Annotated in this window: 17 protein-coding genes, 1 tRNA gene and 1 pseudogene; 15 read left to right on the forward strand and 4 right to left on the reverse strand. The window is 64.2% G+C overall.

The window, feature by feature from the left end:
• The 3 genes and pseudogenes from ACR652_RS15475 to ACR652_RS15485 all read left to right on the forward strand — a co-directional run.
• A pseudogene (locus ACR652_RS15475) lies at positions 1–322 on the forward strand (ATP-dependent zinc metalloprotease FtsH); the annotation flags it as partial.
• Between the two features lie 206 nt (positions 323–528).
• Positions 529–2,190: a hypothetical protein gene (locus ACR652_RS15480; RefSeq protein ID WP_434507373.1), complete on the forward strand. Its 1,662-nt coding sequence runs from the start codon at positions 529–531 to the stop codon at positions 2,188–2,190.
• Between the two features lie 196 nt (positions 2,191–2,386).
• The gene (locus ACR652_RS15485) at positions 2,387–4,627 is read left to right on the forward strand and encodes a hypothetical protein (protein WP_434507374.1); all 2,241 of its coding nucleotides are present in this window, start codon (positions 2,387–2,389) and stop codon (positions 4,625–4,627) included.
• Positions 4,628–4,758: 131 nt separating this feature from the next.
• Here the strand turns inward: ACR652_RS15485 and arsC are convergent, their stop codons facing one another.
• Complete coding sequence (gene arsC / locus ACR652_RS15490; protein ID WP_434507375.1) at positions 4,759–5,109, reverse strand: arsenate reductase (glutaredoxin); 351 nt, start codon at positions 5,107–5,109, stop codon at positions 4,759–4,761.
• Between the two features lie 149 nt (positions 5,110–5,258).
• Here arsC and glmM point away from each other — a divergent pair, with 149 nt between their 5' ends.
• The 3 genes from glmM to xseA all read left to right on the forward strand — a co-directional run bounded on the left by glmM (position 5,259) and on the right by xseA (position 9,319).
• Entirely contained in the window at positions 5,259–6,605 is a 1,347-nt protein-coding gene (gene glmM, locus ACR652_RS15495; RefSeq protein ID WP_434507376.1) for a phosphoglucosamine mutase, read from the forward strand.
• 214 nt (positions 6,606–6,819) lie between these two features.
• Positions 6,820–7,680, forward strand: coding sequence for an outer membrane protein (locus ACR652_RS15500; protein ID WP_434507377.1), 861 nt, complete (start codon positions 6,820–6,822; stop codon positions 7,678–7,680).
• A gap of 79 nt (positions 7,681–7,759) precedes the next feature.
• Complete coding sequence (gene xseA, locus ACR652_RS15505; protein WP_434507378.1) at positions 7,760–9,319, forward strand: exodeoxyribonuclease VII large subunit; 1,560 nt, start codon at positions 7,760–7,762, stop codon at positions 9,317–9,319.
• Positions 9,320–9,413: 94 nt separating this feature from the next.
• On the opposite strand, the gene ACR652_RS15510 is transcribed toward xseA, so the two are convergent.
• Entirely contained in the window at positions 9,414–9,752 is a 339-nt protein-coding gene (locus ACR652_RS15510) for a hypothetical protein (protein ID WP_434507379.1), read from the reverse strand.
• A 66-nt stretch (positions 9,753–9,818) separates the two neighbouring features.
• On the reverse strand, positions 9,819–10,301 hold the full coding sequence (locus ACR652_RS15515; protein WP_434507380.1) for a hypothetical protein: 483 nt from the start codon (positions 10,299–10,301) through the stop codon (positions 9,819–9,821).
• Positions 10,302–10,526: 225 nt separating this feature from the next.
• Here ACR652_RS15515 and pal point away from each other — a divergent pair, with 225 nt between their 5' ends.
• The 7 genes from pal to ACR652_RS15550 all read left to right on the forward strand — a co-directional run bounded on the left by pal (position 10,527) and on the right by ACR652_RS15550 (position 15,925).
• On the forward strand, positions 10,527–11,069 hold the full coding sequence (gene pal / locus ACR652_RS15520; RefSeq protein WP_434507381.1) for a peptidoglycan-associated lipoprotein Pal: 543 nt from the start codon (positions 10,527–10,529) through the stop codon (positions 11,067–11,069).
• Between the two features lie 72 nt (positions 11,070–11,141).
• Positions 11,142–11,217, forward strand: a tRNA-Trp gene (locus ACR652_RS15525).
• A 203-nt stretch (positions 11,218–11,420) separates the two neighbouring features.
• Positions 11,421–11,621, forward strand: coding sequence for a hypothetical protein (locus ACR652_RS15530; protein ID WP_434507382.1), 201 nt, complete (start codon positions 11,421–11,423; stop codon positions 11,619–11,621).
• Between the two features lie 819 nt (positions 11,622–12,440).
• Positions 12,441–13,571, forward strand: coding sequence for a glutamate 5-kinase (gene proB, locus ACR652_RS15535; protein WP_434507383.1), 1,131 nt, complete (start codon positions 12,441–12,443; stop codon positions 13,569–13,571).
• A 50-nt stretch (positions 13,572–13,621) separates the two neighbouring features.
• Positions 13,622–14,608, forward strand: coding sequence for a Csu type fimbrial protein (locus tag ACR652_RS15540; RefSeq protein ID WP_434507384.1), 987 nt, complete (start codon positions 13,622–13,624; stop codon positions 14,606–14,608).
• A gap of 142 nt (positions 14,609–14,750) precedes the next feature.
• Entirely contained in the window at positions 14,751–15,503 is a 753-nt protein-coding gene (locus ACR652_RS15545) for a DUF2076 domain-containing protein (RefSeq protein WP_434507385.1), read from the forward strand.
• Between the two features lie 143 nt (positions 15,504–15,646).
• Positions 15,647–15,925: a hypothetical protein gene (locus ACR652_RS15550; RefSeq protein ID WP_434507386.1), complete on the forward strand. Its 279-nt coding sequence runs from the start codon at positions 15,647–15,649 to the stop codon at positions 15,923–15,925.
• Positions 15,926–15,929: 4 nt separating this feature from the next.
• On the opposite strand, the gene ACR652_RS15555 is transcribed toward ACR652_RS15550, so the two are convergent.
• The gene (locus ACR652_RS15555) at positions 15,930–17,378 is read right to left on the reverse strand and encodes an NAD-dependent succinate-semialdehyde dehydrogenase (RefSeq protein WP_434507387.1); all 1,449 of its coding nucleotides are present in this window, start codon (positions 17,376–17,378) and stop codon (positions 15,930–15,932) included.
• A gap of 137 nt (positions 17,379–17,515) precedes the next feature.
• Between ACR652_RS15555 and ACR652_RS15560 the strand changes: the two genes are divergently transcribed.
• A complete protein-coding gene (locus ACR652_RS15560; protein WP_434507388.1) occupies positions 17,516–18,631 on the forward strand; it encodes a glycosyltransferase family 4 protein in 1,116 nt (371 codons plus the stop codon).
• Positions 18,628–20,181 carry a glucosamine inositolphosphorylceramide transferase family protein gene (locus ACR652_RS15565; protein ID WP_434507389.1) on the forward strand — a complete coding sequence of 518 codons (1,554 nt, stop codon included), beginning with the start codon at positions 18,628–18,630 and terminating at the stop codon, positions 20,179–20,181. Before ACR652_RS15560 ends, ACR652_RS15565 begins: the two co-directional genes overlap by 4 nt.
• The last annotated feature ends 22 nt before the right edge of the window (positions 20,182–20,203 follow it).

A 20,203-nucleotide genomic window follows, 5' to 3' on the forward strand; every position in this document is an offset into this window, starting at 1 on the left:
TTCGCTCGGCCGCCAGCAGTCGCTGTCGGAAGCGACGCAGCAGACGATCGACGCCGAGGTGCGCCGTCTGGTTCAGGAGGCCTATGACAAGGCCCGCCAGATCCTGACGGAGAAGCGCTCCCAGCTCGACGTGATCGCCAATGCGCTGCTGGAGTTCGAGACGCTGACAGGCGAGGAGATGAAGGGTCTTCTCGTCGGCAAGCGCCCGGTGCGCGAGGACACCAGCTCCTCCGCCCCGCAGCCGCCGAGAGGCTCCGCCGTCCCGACAACGGGACAGAACCCGGAGCCGGATGTCGGCGGGCTATCGCCGAACCCGGTTTGAGATGGAAAAGCCCGGCGATTTCGCCGGGCTTTTTTCATGCGCCGATTTCACTTCCCTATCGAACATGGGACTGCTGCCGTCCACGAGAAACAGCAGCCCTGTCGACACGCCTCGAGGGCCGGCAGCGTTTTTCCTGGATTGCGAACGCGGATCTTGACAGGCATATTGTAACGCTTACGCTAAAAGCGCCTGCAGGGATGTCCCATATGTCGCTTTTCTCGGATTATAACAAAACCGTCAGACCGGAGACGACCGCCGCCACGAGCGGTCTCGCGCCGGTCGCAGACAAAAAGGAGGACAAACACTCCGCGGCAAAGACGGTCCTGATCTTTACGCCAAGCGGAGATCGGCGCCTTGGCGGGACAGCCAGGGGACTGCAAAAAAAATGCGCCGCGGGCGGAGTCTCTTCTGACCATGTCGCGGCGTCGGGTCCGAAACTGGCGTCCACGATCACGCAACTTCGCACCGAAGGTAAGATCGGCAACGATACCCAAATCATCATCTCAATGCACGGCGTGATCGTCGATGACGGGGACAGTAAAGTCGACCTCGCCCTTGCACACGAAGACGCCGAATTGGAGAACGCGGGCTCTGCTCTCGAGATCCTGGAAGCAATTCGCAAGCCCCTCGAAGGCAGCGATGAAACATGTTCGGCCACGGTCTACATAGCGTCCTGTGGCGCGGGCGCTGAGGATTTCGTCAACCGCGTGCAGGAGCTGCATAATCGCTATAAGGCCGGGGTCTGTTTCCTGCTGTCGAGCAAGGCAGATGTTTCGGAAGAGGAAAGCAACATCGCGATGAACGCGGTTTGCAACCAGTTCGTCTCGGCAAAACGGTCCGCCGGCCAGTCGCCTACGCCAGATCATATCTTCGCGGTGCTGACCGCGCAGGCGGGCGATTGCATGAGCATGGTCGTGGCGAATGAAGCACGCCCGCGGAGGGTCCACGCGCCAAAGAGCGAGAGCGATGCGGGAGCCGAGGCGCTGATCAGGAGGCTCGATCACGAGGCGTTGATTTTCAGCGAAAAAGGCGCAAGTCACGGCCTCCTGGCGGCCCGCAGCGGAATTTTCGCGGAAGGCGCGCAACTTCCGAAGGCTACAATCTCTGGCGATCTTGCGGCTATGGAGGATTATCAGAAGGCGCTGCTCGGGCTGAGCGGACCGGAAAAAGAGACACAAGGCAGACAGTATTTCAGGATAGCGGAAAAATTAGCTCTCCAGTCGAACTGGAAGACCTTGGCGGCGCATATCGAGACGTCGCCTGGATTCGCTCGAATGAGAGAACAAGGCTGGAACGGCGCTCACGAGGGTTTGATCGAACTCTTCCACGCGGCGTACCGCGATCAGGATCTAGATGCAGAAAGGTCCGACCAAAAACTTCGCTTTCTCATGAATAGTATTTTTGAGCGTTACAGTCGAGCTTCCGAGGACACTCATTTACGCATTATGAAAGAGCTCTTCAAAGATAATCCCGAATTATTCGATAAGCTGAACAAGGCGGGGTTTTTCATACGGAGCGGCGGACAGACCGAGAAAAACTTGCAATCCATAACGGTGTTTCTTGCCCGCAAATCGAACCTTGCTCACCTGAGAGACGTATTGGATTTCCGGCCTGATCCATCAACAAAGGCTGCCGCGGAAATCTGGAGACAGAACCTTTCGAGCGGCCAGCCAGAGGCAATTCGCTTGTCCCTGCAACTTATTGACGCGGCCGCAACCAACGAAGAAGATTCAGATGCAATCATAGATTATGTCATTGCTACGATAAGAACCTGCAAATGCGAGCCTTTTCTTAAAGCGCAATATGCGGATATTCTAGAGAACCATATCGACGCGTTTGGGATATTGACTCTGAAAGACATCATTTAAACCGACACGGCGCCTCGCGTGAGGCCGAGCGAGCGCTTCGTCGCCACGGCGTTCTCCCCGCGGTCGCTGCGTACCCGGACGATCAAATTGCCAGCGGAGCTGGTTGCGCGGAAAAGGAATGCACAACCCTGACATCGTTTTCACTGATCTATGTCAACCCTATCCTCTGAGCAGAACGCCAAGGGGGGTGCTGTTCATGTATAGCGATTTCAACATCTACCGCCCAATCACAGAGACCCAGGGAATTACGGACAAGACGGCGAAAGCGCCCTCTCACGCCAGAACCATCATAATCTTCGCAGCGGGAGGAGACACAGCGAAGAATGATTACACCAAGGCGCTCGACCAGCAATGCCGCGCCGCCAGCGTCTCCTCCTCTCACATGCCGATCAATGACGCTGCGGGTCTGCCGGCGACGATGAGCGCCATGCGCCGCGACGGCACGATTGGAGACGGAAGCCAGATCTTGCTCGACCTGCATGGCGGCATTGGCAAGGACAGAGATGGAAAAGTAGATTTGAAGCTCGCATCGGCAAGCGATTCCCAGGACGAGGGATCAGCCCTCGAAGTCCTGCACGAAATTCGCAAGCCCCTCGATGGCAGTAATCAGGCCTGTGCCGCGACTGTCTATATTACTGCCTGCCATTCGGGCTCGCAGGACTTCGTCAATCGCGTGCAGGATCTGCACAATCTCTACAAGGCCGGCGTGTGTTTCCTGCTGTCGAGCAAAGCCGTTTCCCTTACGGCCTCGTGCAACGCCGCGTTGAAGACGGTTTGCGAGGAATTCATTTCCGCAAACAGATGTGATGGCAACCCACCCACGACCGAGCATCTCTGGGCGCTGTTGATGAGCGAGGCGGTCGACTGCGTGAGCATGGTGGTCGCGAATGAGGCGCATCCGCGAAGAGTCCATGGAATGGAGGCCATGAGCGATGCCGGATCCGACGCCGTGATAGACAGGCTCGATCGCTCGGCGCTCATCTTCCTTGACGACAAGACGACTTGTCTCGGGCTCACGTCGACCGAAACCGGACCTTTCGAGAAATACACTCAAGTCCCGAAGCGAAAGGAAAAGCCTTACACGATATCGGGCGATCTTTCTGGGTTGAAAGCGAGCAAGGAGTCGCTCGAAGCGCTGAAACGAGCCGGAAGAAAGACGGAAATAAGCCGCGATTGGTTTTTTCGCAAAATCAGCCGATCTTCCGACCGTGAGACCCTCGAGAAGCTTATTGCTGGAGAACCCGAATTCGCCGCGCTTAAAGGCGCGGACTGGAGCGAAGCTCACGATCGTGTGGTTGATCTCCTTACGATGGCGAACGATGACGAGAATAAACAAAGGCGTGACGAGAAGGTCGAGTATCTTGCAAGATTTATTCATTCTGGCCTGCAGCAGAACGATCGATACCGCTTCGTTCTGAACAAGCTCCTTCCCAGGCTCTCTGACGAGGTCCTACGCAACCTCAACAGGATGGGGCTTTTCATCAAACATGGTGGAGACCTCCGCGTCATCCAGCCTATTTGTGAGGATATGGCGAAGAGGCCCGGCGGGCTCGAACATCTGAAGATTATATTCAACATCGTCCCTGAAAACATTTTTCCGAATCCGGATCGGAAGCCTGCCAAGGATCGGCCGACGTTTGGCGAAATACTGATCATGAAGCTCGCGAGCGAAAAACCATTCCCAAGAAAGGTGGGGGACCGCTTCTTGAGGGAGTTGAAATCCTCGGCCCCCGGACAAAGCGAAATCTTCAGTTACCTGGGAGAACATGAGGAAAAGGCGGTCGCCAAACTCGCCGCTGAAGCGGACATTTCTATACTGAAGACAAGAGTATCAGAGCTCCCTAAACCGGGTGAACATTTAAATCTCATGCTCAGCGCTCTCATAGGCGCGGATAAGGACGTCGTTGCCGAGCGGCGTGCGGAAAAGATCAATTGGTTGTCGAAAGAGATAATACTGAACACCGACTCACAGATCACACTCGCGGCAAAAAGAGTTTTTACCGAGAGCCCTCAACTCTTCGATGCGCTGAACAACGCAGGTTTTTTCTTCAAGACCAGCGATCAGCTCTTTATAAAGGTCGGGCCTTTGGCGTTATTTCTGGTCGAGCATTCGGATCTGAAAAGCTTGAAGGACCTGATGGAGCGCAAGTTTGCAGACGCTGATCCTCCGTCAAACGCATCAAGAACCGCAGGCGAAATCTGGAGTGCAGGGGTCTCCGAGATGTCATTAGCTTCTGTTATATTTTCTCTGCAGATCCTAGAGTCCGCGGAGAAAAATCCGAACGCGAACAACAGAAACGAAATTGCCGCCTATATCATCGGAATAATAAGAGACGCTGGCTCCTGGCAAGATCGGACTGATCGAATCTGGAGTTTGTGCTCCCGAGCTGTAGGCGAACGACTTTACAAAGAGGGCGTCATCGGACCGCGCGAGTAGCAAGTTCGAGCGATACGGATTCGACAGACGAAGATTAGCGGGGAAAAGGCGCGCGGCGCTGGCGTTCCGCCGCTCGCGCGCCCCGCCACCGCCGGCGGTGGCGGCGCCCTGCCCGCTTGCTGGATGACCGTTCAGGAAATCAACGTCTCCACCACCTCCGCCGGCCGGCACAGAGCCGCCCGGTCGCCGATCACCACGATCGGGCGCTCGATCAGGATCGGATGCTGCGCAATAGCGTCAAAAATCTCGTCGTCCGTCACGGCGGGATTGTCGAGGCCGAGCTCCTCATAGGGCGTGCCGCGTTTGCGGAGAATGTCCCGCACGTTTTTCCCCATCTTCCTCAGCGTCGCCTCGAGTGTTTCGCGATCCGGCGGCGTCTTCAGATAGTCCACGATCCGGGGTTCGAGACCCGCCTCCTGGAGGGCCGCAAGCACCTTGCGGGACGTGCCGCAGTTGGGATTGTGGTAAATGATTGTCTGCATCGCCGTCCCTCTTTAACGAGAATTCCGACCGATGGATGACTCCATCGCGCAATGTTGTAAAACATGCCCCGGGTTTGGGGCGCATTTTTCCCGTCATATTGACGCCTGACGTCGCAGTCACTTTGTTGTGCATACGAGAAGGATACGTGATGGCCCGCAACTATTTTGGAACAGACGGAATCCGAGGCCTCGCCAATGTCACGATCACGCCCGAGCTCGCCCTCAAGGTCGGTCAGGCGGCGGGGCTGATCTTCCAGCGCGGCGAAGGGCGCCACCGCGTCGTCATCGGCAAGGACACCCGTCTTTCCGGCTACATGATCGAATATGCGCTGGTCGCGGGCTTCGCCTCCGTCGGCATGGACACGCTGCTGCTTGGCCCCATGCCGACGCCGGCCGTCGCCATGCTCACCCGCTCCATGCGCGCCGACGTCGGCGTCATGATCTCGGCGTCGCACAACTCCTTCGAGGACAATGGCATCAAGCTGTTCGGCCCCGACGGCCACAAGCTCTCGGACGAGATCGAGGCGGACATCGAGCGCCTGCTGGACAGCGATCTGACCCGGCGGCTGGCCGGCGCGACCCAGCTCGGCCGCGCCCGCCGCATCGACGACGTGCGCGCCCGCTACATCGAATTCGCCAAGCACACCCTGCCCCGCAATCTGAGCTTCGAAGGTCTGCGCGTAGTCATCGACTGCGCCAATGGCGCCGCCTACAAGGTCGCGCCCGAGGCGCTCTGGGAGCTGGGCGCGGAGGTCATCGCCATCGGCGTCGAGCCGGACGGCTTCAACATCAATCGGGACGTGGGCTCCACCTCGCCGCAGACGCTGCGCAACAAGGTTCGCGAATTGCGCGCCGACGTCGGCATCGCGCTCGACGGCGACGCTGATCGCGTGATCCTCGTCGACGAAACCGGCGCCGTGATCGACGGCGACCAGGTGATGGCGGTGGTGGCCGGGAGCTGGCGCGACCAGGGCCTGCTGTCCAAACCCGGCCTCGTCGCCACCATCATGTCCAATCTCGGTCTCGAGCGGCATCTCAACGGCATGGGCCTCACGCTCGAGCGCACCGCCGTCGGCGACCGCTATGTCATCGAGCGCATGCGTCAGCAGGGCTACAACGTCGGCGGCGAGCAGTCCGGCCATGTCATTCTGTCCGACTATTCCACAACCGGCGACGGTCTCGTCACCGCCATGCAGGTGCTCGCGGAGGTCAAGCGGCGCAACCGGCGGGTGAGTGAGGTGTGCCATTGCTTCGAGCCCCTGCCGCAGGTCCTCAAGAGCGTGCGCGCCCAGAAGAAGATGCTCGAAAAGGACTCGGTGACGGTGGCCATCGACTCGGCCCGCGAAAGGCTCGGCGCCGCCGGGCGCCTCATCGTGCGCCCCTCCGGCACCGAGCCGGTCATCCGCGTCATGGCCGAAGGCGACGACCGCGACCTGGTCGAGTCGCTCGTCGCGCAGGTGTGCAACGCGTTGCGGGACTCCGCCGAAGCGGCCTGATTTTCCCGTTCCCGACCCGCGACGCCCGACGGCGATTTTTTCTCCGCCGGGCGTCGCCATTCAGGGCAATACAAGCTTCCATATCATATATTTACGAGACTCCCCGAGCGCCCGGTAAGGTTAACTTGACCTTAAGTGTTCGCATGCAATCTCAGCCTTGGCCATATCGCCGAGGGACCGCTTCGCGGCCCATATTTCGCAAAGGGAAGTCACCATGGGCCGTTCATTCGCCCTCCTTTTGGCGGCCGCAATCGCCGTTGGCGCAAGCGCCAGCGCTCGGGCCGCCGATCTCCTGCCGCCGCCCCCGCCAATGGAGCCGCCGCCGCCGCCCCCGCTGGATTTCGGCGGCTGGTATCTGCGCGGCGACGTTGGCGTCGGCGCCTATCAGCTCTCGGGTCTGCGCTCGACCTTCACCGATCCCACGGTGGTCGTGCCCGCCCCGCTGTTCAATGGCGCGTCGATTGGCGACGCGGCCTTCGCGGGCGCGGGCGTCGGCTATCAGTTCAACAACTGGTTCCGCTTCGACGTCACCGGGGAATATCGCACCGCGGCGCAGTACAGCGCCATCCAGAGCTACACCGACATCTGGAGCGCTCCCGGCAGGTCGCCCTGCGGCTTCGATGCGCGCTGCCACGACCTCTATCATGGCCAGCACAGCGCCTCGGTCTTCCTCGCCAACGCCTATTTCGATCTCGGCACCTGGTATGGGATCACGCCCTATGTCGGCGGCGGCGTCGGCGTCGGCGTGAACTGGCTGCAGAATTTCTACGACATCTCGGCCCAGCCGGCCGGGGGCTTCGGTTATGCGCGCGATCGCATGCAGACAAACTTCGCCTGGCAGCTCGGCGCGGGCCTCGCCTACAATGTCACGCCCAATCTGAAGCTCGAAGTCGGCTACCGCTATCTGGATCTCGGCAAGATGAACACCGGCACGATCGTCTGCCAGGGCGTGGCGGTCTGCGCCGGCGAAGTGCAGAGCGCCTATCTGGCCTCCCACGACGTGCGGGTCGGATTCCGCTATATCCTGCCGACCCTGGCGCCGCCCCCGCCGCCGCCGCTCATGCGCAAATATTGAGAGACGAAAAGGCGCGGTCCGATCCGCGCCTTTTCTTTTCGCCTCGCGGCGCGGCGTGAAATGCGGCATAGAGTGGCGGATGGAGTCCGCCGACGAAGAGCTGAGCCCACCGCCGGGAAGCAACGCGCCCGAGATCAGCGTCACCGAGCTCGCCAATGCGCTCAAGCGCACGGTCGAGGACCGTTTCGGCCGCGTGCGGGTGCGCGGCGAAATCTCCAACTATCGCGGGCCCCACGCCTCCGGCCACGCCTATTTCTGCCTCAAGGATCAGGGCGCGCGCCTCGACGCCGTGATCTGGAAGGGAACCTTCCTGCGCCTGCGCACCCGCCCGCAGGAGGGGCTCGAAGTCGTCGCGACGGGGCGCATCACCACCTTCCCCGGCAAGTCGTCCTATCAGATCGTCATCGAGGCGATGGAGCCCGCGGGCGTCGGCGCGCTGATGGCGCTGCTCGACGAAAGGCGCAAGAAGCTCGCCGCCGAGGGCCTGTTCGAAGACGCGCGCAAGCGGCCGTTGCCATTTCTCCCGAGGGTCGTCGGCGTCGTCACCTCGCCGACAGGCGCCGTCATTCGCGACATTCTGCATCGCCTCGCCGACCGGTTCCCGCGCCGGGTGCTGGTCTGGCCGGTGCGCGTGCAGGGCGAGACCTCCGCCGCGGAGGTGGCTGACGCCATCTCGGGCTTCAACGCCCTGCCCCCGGACGGCCCGATTCCCCGCCCCGACGTGCTGATCGTCGCGCGCGGCGGCGGCTCGCTGGAGGATTTGTGGAGCTTCAACGAGGAAATCGTCGTGCGCGCGGCGGCGGCGAGCGCGATTCCGCTGATCTCCGCGATCGGCCATGAGACCGATACGACGCTGCTCGATTTTGTCGCCGATCTGCGCGCGCCCACGCCGACGGGCGCGGCGGAGAAGGCCGTGCCGGTGCGCGCCGAGCTTGCGGAGCGTCTCGCGGCGCGGGCGCGACGCCTCGCTCTGGCGAAAACCCGCGCCCTGGATGATCGCCGCACACGACTTGCGACCTTCGCGCGCCTCCTGCCGACGCCCGAGCAAGTGTTGCAGACGCCGCGCCAGCGCGCAGACCGCGCCGCCGAACGGCTGCGCGCCGCCTTGCGCGCCGCGCAGGACTCGCGCCGCCTGCGCCTGTCGCGTCTGTCGCATGCGCTGGCAGGCCATTCCCCCCAGGCGGAATTGCGCGGCAAGACGGAGCGTCTGCGCGGCCTCGGCCAACGCCTCGAACAGGGCCTGAAGGCGCGGATCGCGCTCGCCCGCCAGCAGGGAGCAAGCGACCGCCAGCGGCTCCCGAACGCCGCCGCGCGCCTGCAACGCGCCTGGGATATGGCGCGCGACCAGCGCAGGGACCGGCTGGCGCGGCTGGCACGGCTTCAGGAGTCGCTCAGCCACAAGGCGGTGCTCGCGCGCGGCTTCGCGCTGGTGCGCAACGAGCGGGACGAGCTTGTGCGCAGCGTCGAAGGGGCGCCGGCGGGCGCGGCGCTCACCATCGAATTCGCCGACGGGCGCGTGGCGGCGTTCGCCGGAGCGGCCGGCTCCACGCCGGCGCCCGAAGCAGCGCCACCCAGGCGCCGTCCACGCGACAAGACGCCGGAACGGACGCCGGAGGGGGGTCAGGGCTCGCTTTTCTAGGTTAGGCGAGGGAAAGCGCGACACGGCAAAAAACGAGAGCCCCGGTCTGAGTCACAGACCGGGGCTCTCTCATTCGAGGCCAGCCGCGCTGGCGTCAGGAATTTCCGTCCTCTTCGAGCAGCCGCGTTTCTCCGTCCCGATAAAGGCCGGCCTCCGAGGCTTCGTTCAGAAGCAGGTTGATGATGTAGTTCCAGTTGAACTCGGCGAAGAGCGCGCTGATGAGTTCGATCCGCTCTTCCTCGTCGAACTCGAACACCTTTCCCACCGCCTTGTTCAGCAGTTCGGTGAAAAGCGAATCGCCGTCGGCGTAGGGCGCCTTCGACAGGAAGGCTTTCAGATCGGCTTCGCCAAAAAGTCCGGCGACGATCGCCGCCGTCATCTGATCCCGCTCATCGGCGTCTTCGACGAGGTCTTCGTCATGCGAATCTTCCATTGCATCACTTTCTTCTCAAGAGACCGGCCCTTCGGACAGATCGCCGCGGACAAGCCGCGCGAATGCCTACTCGAACCGCATCTGAAACGCCACAATGCTGCGCTGCATTGTGGCGCGGGGAAGGTAACAGAAGACATTGGTGGAGAGCCGCGCCTCCAGGCAATGCTTGTGGCTTTCGGTCCAGTCGTAGCCGAGCGTATCCATGCACGCCTTGATCTTCTGCTCGATCAGGACCGGCTGTGCGCGCCGCTCCAACGGAAAGTCGCGCTCGACCTGATATTCGCAGTCGGTCACGTCCATCTTCATCCCTTCGAAATAGCGGCCGCTGGCGCCGCTGGTGACGAACATGGCTTCCGTCGCGAGGATGAACACGAGTCCGAGCGCAAGGGCCACCTTGCCCTGGGTCTTGGTCTTGAAGAAATGGAGATCGAGAAGCGAAAGCAGGCCGATGGCGAGAAGTCCCCCGCCGAGAAAGAGCGTTATCGGCGAGAGAAACGGCGCGATGCCCTCGTTCATCATGTCCTCCAGACTCGTGCCGCACTTTACCATGATAGTGACACATTCGCACGCCGCAAGACGTCTCCGCCCGGACGAAGCGGCGCGGGCGCGGCCGTTCATCTTTCGTTAACCCTTTAACCTTTTATTAAGCAAATCAGAAATCCGCCGGGGTGTGGCCGGTTCCGCACACCTTCCGTCAAGGTTGACGGAACCTTCGTTTAACCATCCGGCGGCTAGGACTGTCGCAGTCTTGAAGTCCCCACAGGAGTTGACCCGATGCAGCTTTCCGCGAGCGCCCGCCGCGCCCAGTTCGCCCTCGCCCTGACGGCCGCGCTGGCCATGGCGGGCTGCGCGAAGAACACGGCGGACGAGGCGGCCGCCGATCTCGCCGGCGGCGCCGGGGCCGGCGGCGGCGGCCGGGGCGGAATCGCGCGCAGCGGCGTCGGCGCGCCCGGCAGCCCGCAGGACTTCGCCAACAATGTCGGCGACCGAATCTTTTTCGAGACGGATTCGACCGATCTCACCTCGCAGGCCCAGGCGACGCTCGACCGTCAGGCGGAGTGGCTGAACCGTTACGGCCGCTACAGCTTCACCATCGAGGGCCACGCCGACGAGCGCGGCACGCGCGAATACAACTTCGCCCTGGGCGCGCGCCGCGCTGAAACGGCGAAAAACTACCTGATCTCGCGCGGCGTCGCCTCCTCGCGCATCCGCACGGTCAGCTATGGCAAGGAGCGGCCGGTCGCGGTTTGCGACGATATTTCCTGCTGGTCGCAGAACCGCCGCGCCGTGACCCTGCTCCCCGGCGGAAATTCCTGACGAAAAGAAGAAAAGGCCCCTTGCGTCTGCGACGCTGTTGCGGCAAGAGAGGCGCGCGCCGACTGGCGCTGCAGGAGTGTAGCTCAACTGGTAGAGCACCGGTCTCCAAAACCGGGGGTTGGGGGTTCGAGCCCCTCCACTCCTGCCACTCTTAAAAAAAAACTGTCGGATCGCAGCACGGCGGGAAACCGATCGCGAGTGGCCCATCGATTTTTGTGACAAAAAAAGTGTCGCCCTCACGGGCCCTGTCTGGCGGACGTTCCCACGTGCTTGCCAAATGAGAGGGCGGCTACGCCACATTCCCGAACCATTTCCGGCCTTGGATACAGAGGGGCGGAGCGATGTCGGGTTATGCGTTTCACGATCCAGACCTTTATTGCGCTCGTGCGCCGGGAGGCGGTTTTCGCCATTTCCGAAATCAGCAAGGGAGCCATGATCCTCGGCGTCGGCGATATGGCCACTGCGGATCAAGTCGGCGAAGTGATCGTCGGCGCATGGCCCATCATTGCCTTTGTCGTCGGGTGTCTCCTCCCTGTAGCCGGCCAAAGCTAGCCGCCGCGCGGCTGTGTTCGCCCGCCGGAGACGGCCCGCCCAAGTCCCCTCAGCCCAGACGGGCCTCCGCGCGGGCTGCCGGCGCGCAATCACACGCGTCGGGGGAATATCCCGCACGTGGTTCGAGGCTGTGTCGAGACGGTGAACGCCGCGCGGCGCCCGGAACAAGTCCAAATGCGGCGCGTTCTCTTCATGCAGCGTTAGGAACCGTCCCCCAGCGGGGTCAGGGCGGGAACGCCCGGAGAGGTTCCGTTCCCTGTGGGGAAAGCGCTGGCGCGCGAAGTGGTTGCCCAACCCTCGCGCGTGCCTGCGTCGCGAGACGCCAGGGCGCAGATTGGCGGTCCCTCGCTGTGACAGGCGAGCGGGCCGCCTTTCACGTGGGTTTCTTCGCAGAATCGGGAAAAGCCGAACGGCCGGGGAGGTGAGGAGGTTCCCGCCTCGCCAGACCCCAGCCGAGCCGCCACGGGGGCAAGTCGACAGCGGCCGGTCGCAGGATAGCAGGGTCGGCGTCCCGCCGAATGTCCCGCGCGTTTCTGTTCAATTCGCGGCGAGCGCGGCCATCAGGGCGGGAAAGCCCGCGGCGCCGATCTTCACGATGAAGAATGTCATGCACGCCACGGCCATGGCCTTGAGCAAAATCTCTCCTTGCGGGTGCATTGCTCTATCCTCACTGGGCTTGGAAACCGGATAGCTGACGCGCCCGGACCTCATGGCAAGCGCGACCAGAAACCGGCGCGGCGGGGCGCCTCATTTGCAGTCCCCCTGCCCCTGGGCTAACTGTCCCACGCCCACCCATTCTCTGGTTTCGATCGCCCCCGGATGACCCATCGCGCCCCTGATATCGCCTCTTTCCGCCGCATCGTCGTCAAGGTCGGCTCCTCGCTTCTGGTCGACCCCAGCGAGGCGTCGGCGAAGCGTGGCTGGCTCACCCGCCTTGCCGACGACATCGCCACGCTGCATCGCGGCGGCGCGGATGTGCTCGTGGTGTCGTCCGGCGCCGTGGCGCTCGGGCGCAGCGTGCTCGGCTTCCCGCACGGCGCGCTGAAGCTGGAAGACAGCCAGGCCGCCGCCGCCGTCGGACAGATCGCGCTGGCGCGGCTCTGGGCCGAGGCGCTGCACGCGCGCGGACTCATCGCCGGCCAGGTGCTCGTGACCTTCGGCGACACGGAGGAGCGCCGCCGCTATCTTTACGCGCGCGAATGCCTCACGCGGCTGATGGCGCTGCGCGCCGTTCCCGTCATCAACGAGAATGACACGGTCGCCACGGCCGAGATCCGTTACGGGGACAATGACCGCCTCGCCGCCCGCGTCGCGACGATGGCGAGCGCGGATCTTCTGGTGCTGCTCTCGGATGTGGACGGGCTCTACACCGCCCCGCCCGCCAGCGATCCCTCCGCCAGACATATCCCCGTGGTGCCGCGCATCACCGCCGAGATCGAGGCCATGGCGGGCGGCGCGGCCTCGCAATATTCGCGGGGCGGCATGCGCACGAAGATCGAGGCGGCCAAGATCGCCACGACCGGCGGCGCCCATATGGTGATCGCCGACGGCCGCGACGAGGCGCCGATCGAGCGCATCGCGAAGGGCGAGCGGTGCACCTGGTTCCTCACCCCGTCGAACCCCGTGACGGCGCGCAAGAAATGGATCGCTGGCTCGCTGGAGCCGAAGGGCGCCGTGCATATCGACGAGGGCGCGGCGCGCGCGCTCGCCTCCGGCGCGAGCCTGTTGCCGGCGGGCGTGACGCGCGTCGAAGGCGCCTTCGCGCGCGGCGACTGCATCGTCATCCGCAACCATCAGGGCGGCGAGATCGGACGCGGCCTCGTCACCTATGACGCGGTCGACGCGGCCCGAATCGTGGGACGCTCAACGAAGGACATCGAGGCGCTGCTCGGCTTCAAGGGGCCGGACGAGGTCATCCACCGCGACGACATGGCGCTCGCCGGGGAGTAACCGGGGGAAGGTCGCGTTGCCCGCGCCGGGCAAAATGCTAAGATCAAGCCATGGAGGGAATCACTCACGTCAGGACACGGCCCGCACGGGTGTCGCTTTGGCGCTGTGTCGTCGTCTGTCTGCTTTTCCTGATGTCCGGCCCCGCCGCCGCCCAGAACTGCGCGGCGACCATGAGCAACGTCAGCTTTGGAGCGAAGACGGTCTCCAACGTGTATGGCTCCACGACAACCGCAACCATCACCGAGGGTTGCACGGCGGGTTTCCCCACGCGCGGCACGCTCAACATCTGCAACAGGATCAACTACGGATCCAGCAGCACGAGCGTCACCAACCGCTACTTGCGCTCGTCGGGGACAAGCGGCGTCATCGGCTATCAACTCTACGCCGACCCGGCCTTTTCGACGGTTTTCACCTACTCCCCCGGCCTCATCACCGCGATCCACTATTCGCAGGCGAGCGGCGGGTCGACGAATGTGACGGTCTACGCAAAAATACAGTCCCTCCCGATGGGGGTGCCGCCGGGAACCTATAGCGACACCTATTCCGTCTCCTCGGGCTCCCTAGCGAGATTCGGGGCCCTGGCGGAATCGGACGTCTGCACGAATACTGCGTATATTGGCGTCGCCTTGACGTTCAACGTCTCGGTCACGCTCCTTGCCTCCTGTACCGTCCAGACAGCAAACCTGACCTTTCCCACAAGCGGCATCATCAAGAACGCCATCGACGCCACCGGGTCGATGTATGTCTCCTGCACCAGCACGACCCCCTATAACGTCGGTCTTTCGGCGGGGAACGGCGCAGGCGCCACCGTCGCCGCGCGCAAGATGACCGGCCCGGGCGGCGCGACCTTGACCTATTCTCTCTATCGGGAGTCCACGCGCGGCGCCGTTTGGGGAACGACGGTCGGCTCGGACACGGTCTACGGCTTCGGCAACGGGTCCCAGCAATCGTACTTGATCTACGGCCGCGTCCCCGTCCAGATCACCCCCACCCCCGGCCTCTATTCCGACACGGTCATTGTCACCGTGACCTACTGAGCGAACCGCCGGGCGGAAGCTTGCCGGCGGATGTCGAAACTTTAACCCTGCTGAGCGGCCGTCCGCTCTTGGCGCCTTTCCGGGCTTCCCCCATATTTCCAGACGCCGCGCCTTTTGGGCCGGTTCCTACTGGGAGAGACTGATGTCACCGGAAGAACGTCAACTGCTCGTCGGGCTGTTTGAGCGCACGAAGAGCGCCGCCAGCGGTCCACGCGACCAGGAGGCGGAAACTTTCATCACCGAGCAGATCAAGCAGCAGCCGGCCGCGCCCTACCTTCTGGCGCAGACGGTGATCGTGCAGGATCAGGCCTTGCAGGGCGCCAACGCCCGGATCGAGGAACTCGAAGCGAAGGTGAAGGACTTGCAGTCCAAGCCCGCGGGCGGCGGTTTTCTCGGTGGTCTGTTCGGAGGCGGCCAACGCCAGGCGCCTCCGCCGCGCCGTCCCGCGCCGCCTCCCGGCTATGGCGCCCCGCAGGGCGGGCCCTGGGGCGCGCCGCAGGGCAACAATCCGGTCGCGGGCGGCTATGCGCCGCAGGGCTGGGGTCAGCAGCAGCCCGAGAGCGGCGGCTTCCTGAAGGGCGCGCTCGGCACGGCCGCCGGCGTCGCGGGCGGCGTGCTGCTCGCCGACAGCATTCGCAGCCTCTTCTCGCACGGAAGCGGCTCCGGGATGGGCAATCTCGGAATTGGGTCGGGCTTCACGCCCAGCAGCGAGACGACCGTCATCAACAATTACTATGGCGACGAGCCGGGAGCCGGCGGCTATGACGCCAGCGACGACCAGGGATTTGGCGGCGACGACGGCGGCGGCGTGAGCGACGCCGACTACAGCACCGATCCCGGCTTCGATGACGGAGGCGGCTTCGACGACGGCGGCGACGGCGGCTTCGACGTCTGATCGCCTCAAGGAATAGAGGAAGCCCGCCGGGAGACCGGCGGGCTTTTTGCTGTTCGCGGCCTGTGCGCCGGCGCACAAACTTCCGGGCGCGGCGCGATTAAACCTCTTCCCGTTCGCAAGACGAACCTGCCAAGAAGAGGGGAATGACCATGATCCGCAAGACGTCCTGCATCCGCATCGCGCTCGCTGTGGCGATTGTCGGCCTCGGCGCCGATGTCGCCGTCGCCGCCGCCAAGGCCGTTTTCGCGAAGAGCGCCGACGCGCCTGCGGTTGAAAGCGTCTCCAGCGTGAAGCCGTTCATTCTGGCGATCGACGACGAAGCCGCCGCCAGGATGAACTGTCACGAGGTCGTGGTCGAGACCGACGACGGCTATGGCGTGCGCGGCACGGTCACGCGCACGGTCTGCCGCAAGGTGCTGTGACGCCTCACATGCCGCCGAGGCAGACGTATTTGATCTCCAGATAATCGTCGAGACCGTAGCGTGAGCCTTCCCGGCCAAGGCCGGACTGCTTCACGCCGCCGAAGGGAGCGACCTCGGTGGAAATGAGACTTTCGTTCACGCCCACCATGCCGAACTCCAGCCGCTCCGCCACCCGGAAGATGCGCCCGACGTCGCCGCTGTAGAAATAGGCGGCAAGGCCAAAGGGGGTCGCATTGGCGAGGCGGACCGCCTCCTCCTCCGTGTCGAAGGGGATCACGGGGGCCACGGGGCCGAAGGTCTCCTCCCGAAAGATGAGCGCCTCGGCCGGGACATCGGCGAGCACGGTCGGCTCGAAGAACAGCCCGCCACGCGCATGACGCGCCCCGCCCGCCAGCAGTTTCGCGCCATGGGCGAGGGCGTCGGCGATATGGCGCTCCACCTTCTCGACAGCCGCCGCCTCGATCAGAGGACCAACAGCAACGCCCTCCTCCGCGCCAGCCCCGACCTTCAGGGCGCTCGCCGCTTCCGCCAGCTTCTGCGCGAAGGCCCCTGCGACGCCGCGCTGCACGAGGAAGCGGTTCGCCGAAATGCATGTCTGTCCGCCATTCCGATATTTCGTCGCAATCGCGCCTTTCACGGCGCGGTCGAGATCGGCGTCGTCGAAGACGATGAGCGGCGCATTGCCGCCCAGCTCCATCGAGCATTTCTGAATATTCTCGGCCGCCAGCCGCAACAGGATGCGCCCGACCTCGGTCGAGCCTGTGAAGCTGATCTTGCGCACGAGTGGGTTGCGCGTGAGCTCCTGCCCGACCGGAGCCGGATCGAGCGCGGTCACGACGCTGAGGACGCCCGCCGGAACGCCGGCGCGTTCGGCCAGCTCCGCGAGCGCCAGCGCCGAGAAGGGGGTGAGCTCCGCCGGCTTCACCACCATCGTGCAGCCGGCGCCCAGCGCCGCCGCAACCTTGCGCGCGAGCATCGCGGATGGAAAATTCCACGGCGTGATCGCCGCCGTCACGCCCACCGCCTGCTTCATCACCAGCAGGCGCCGGTCGAGCGGGCCGGGGATGATGTCGCCGTAAACCCGGCGCCCCTCCTCCGCGAACCAGTCGATAAAGGCGGCGCCATAGGCGATCTCGCCACGCGCTTCCGCGAGCGGCTTGCCCTGCTCGGCCGTGATGATCCGCGCCAGACGCTCCTGATCCGCCATCACCAGCTCGTACCAGCGCCGCATGATCTGCGCGCGCTCCTTCGCCGGGCGGTCGCGCCAGAGCGGCAGCGTGGTCCCCGCGGCCTCGATCGCGCGCCGGGTTTCGGCGACGCCCATGTCCGGGACGCGCCCAAGCGTTGCGCCGGTCGCGGGATCATGCACGGGAAAGGTGGCCCCATTATCGGCGGAAACCCATGCGCCGCCGATAAAGGCGCGTTCAATGAAGGAAAGCTGCTTCGCGGTCATGGTTCCGTTTCCCTGCCGGTCGCGCGGCGGTCCGCGCCCTGCGTCAGATACAGGACAGGCGCTTCAAGGAAAGTTTATGTTTTGCAGGCTTACTGCCAAGCTCACCCTCGCTGGTCGCCGCGCATAAGACGTCATCATTGACAAAGAAGTCTCAAAAGACAGTCGCCATCATCCAGACGCAGGCCGAAAACGCCGGCGCGCAGGAAATCGCGCGTCAGCTCGCCAGCGGCTTCGAAGCGCGCGGCTGGCGCACGCGGCAGATCTTCTTCTTTCGGCGCACCGCCAGCTTCGATCGCGATGACAATGTCTTTTTCTGCGCGGCCGAGCGGCCCCGCTCCATCCCCGGCGTGCTGCAAACGATCCGCGCGCTTCATGGCGAACTGCGGCGACAAAGGCCCGACGCGGTCGTGACGCTTCAGCATTATGGGAATGTCATCGCCGCGCCGGTGGCGAGACTCGCAGGAGCGCGGTTGATCATCGCCAACCAGCTCTCCGCTCCGGAGGTTATCCCGCGCGGCGTCGCCCTCGTCGACAAGGCGCTGGGAACGATCGGCGCCTATGATCATATCGTCGTCAATTCGGCGCAGACCGCCGCCGCCTACTCTGCCTATCCCGCGCCCTATGCGAGGCGCGTGACCCGCATCGATCACGGATTCATCGACAAATCCGCCGCTCTGTCCCGCTCCGACGCGCGCGAACGGCTCGGGCTGCCGCCGGATGTGACATTGCTCGGCTGCGCCGCGCGTCTGTGTCCGCTCAAGCAACTCGATCTCGCGATCGCGCTGTTGCCACGGAATGAGCGCCAGCATCTCGCGCTCGCCGGACAGGGACCCGACCGCGCGCGCCTCGAACATCACGCGCAGGCGCTGGGCGTGCGGGAGCGCGTGCATTTCCTGGGCGAACTCGACAAGACCGCGCTCGGCGCCTTTCTCGCCGCGCTGGATTGTTTCGTCTTTCCAAGCGCGGCGGAAACCTTCGGCCTCGCGCCCGTCGAAGCGGCGCAGGCGGGCGTGCCTGTCGTCGCCAATGATCTCGACGTTCTGCGCGAGGTGCTCGCGGTCGACGGCGCGCCTTGCGCGCTCTTCGTCGACGCGAGGGACACCGCTGCTTTCGCCGGCGCCGTCGGGCGCGTGCTTGGCGACTCCGCGACGCGAGAGGCGCTGACCGCGACCGGCCGCCGCCTCGTCGAACGCTATCCGCTCGAAGCCATGATTGATCAGTTCATGCGGCTGATGGAGACTCCGTCGACGTGATACGACCGCGCATCGCCATCGCCGTCCCGACCTCGCATTTCCTGCGCTGGCATGAGCGCCTGCGCGACAGCCTCGCGGCGCGCTGGCCGGCGGCCGAGATCACCTTCCGCTTCTCGCGCGTCGACGTTCCGCAGGCGCCTTCGGTCATGCGGCTCATCGCCATGGAGCGACGCCTCATCCGCCGTGGCGCGCCAACGCTCTGTGATCGCCTCGAACCGCCATCCAACCAATCGCCCGACGCCGCCGCCGATATCGTCATCGATCTTGCTGGCGATCAGACGGGCGCCGGTGAGATCGTCCTCAGGCCGCTTTGCGATGGCCATCCGACCGATCAGGCGGCCGTTGCGGCGCTGCTCTCGCATCGTGCTCCAGGCCTTGCGGTGGAAGACGCCGGAACCGGCGCCATTGTCGCCGAGGGCCTGCCCTCTCTCGAAGGCGCGGATTGCCTCGTCAGCGGGCTCGAAGCGGTTTACTCGCGCGTCGCCGCGCTGCTCGAAAAGGCCGTCGCGAATCCGAGGCAGCGCCTGTCTCCGGTCGCGCCCGTCGCCCAGTCTCCGGCTGCGCCGCTCGCATACCTCCTGCGCAACGTCGCCTTCCAGTGCGGGCGTGCGCTCTATCATCTGTGCTGCCACTCGCCGCATTGGAGAGTCGGCTGGCGCTTCACGCAAGGACCTGGCGTTCTCGAAACCGGCGCGATTGGCGGCGGTCCATGGCGGATCATGGACGATCGCGACATGGATTTCGCGGCCGATCCGTTCCCGATCGAATGGCGCGGGCGACAGGGCGTCTTCTATGAGCGACTGGATTACCGAACGAATCTCGGCGAGATCTGGTATCAGCCGTTCGATGAGACAGGCCCGGCCGGACGCCCCGTCCCGGCGATCACGGAGCCGTGGCATCTGTCCTATCCCTTTCTGATCGAGGAAGACGGCGTTCTCTACATGCTCCCGGAGGCCTCCGCCTCGGGAGCCGTCACGCTCTATCGCTGCGTCTCCTTCCCGGACAAATGGGAGCCGGTCGCGCGCCTTCTCGACGGCGTCGAAGCGGCGGACGCCACCATCTTCCGCCATGACGGCCGTTACTGGATGACGTCTGTCGTGCGGCAAGGCGTGGGCGGCTACTCCGACACGCTCGCCCTTCATCACGCGAAGAGCCTCTTCGGCCCATGGGAGGCGCATGCGCGCAATCCCGTCATCATCGACTCGCGCTTCGCACGACCGGCCGGCGCCGTGGTCGCCACGCCAACAGGTGTCTACAGGCCCGCGCAGGATTGCTCGGAAGGCTATGGCATGGCGATGACGATCATGCGCATCGACAGGCTCGATCCCGAGACCTTCGCGCAGTCATGCGTCAGCCGGATTTCCCCCGGCCCGGCTTGGCCGGGGGCGCGTCTGCACACCATCAACCGCTGCGGGCAGCTCGAATGTATCGACGGCGCCATCTTCGCGCCGAAATATCTCCCGCTGCGCCGCCTCACCCAGGACTATATTGACCGGCGCAGGCAGCCGAGCGACGATGCCGCGCGCCCGTGCGGCTTTCTCGCAAATTAGCGAGCGCCCTGCGGCCCTTCTC

Origin of the sequence: Methylocystis sp., assembly GCF_051061225.1 — a bacterium.
Lineage (GTDB): Bacteria > Pseudomonadota > Alphaproteobacteria > Rhizobiales > Beijerinckiaceae > Methylocystis.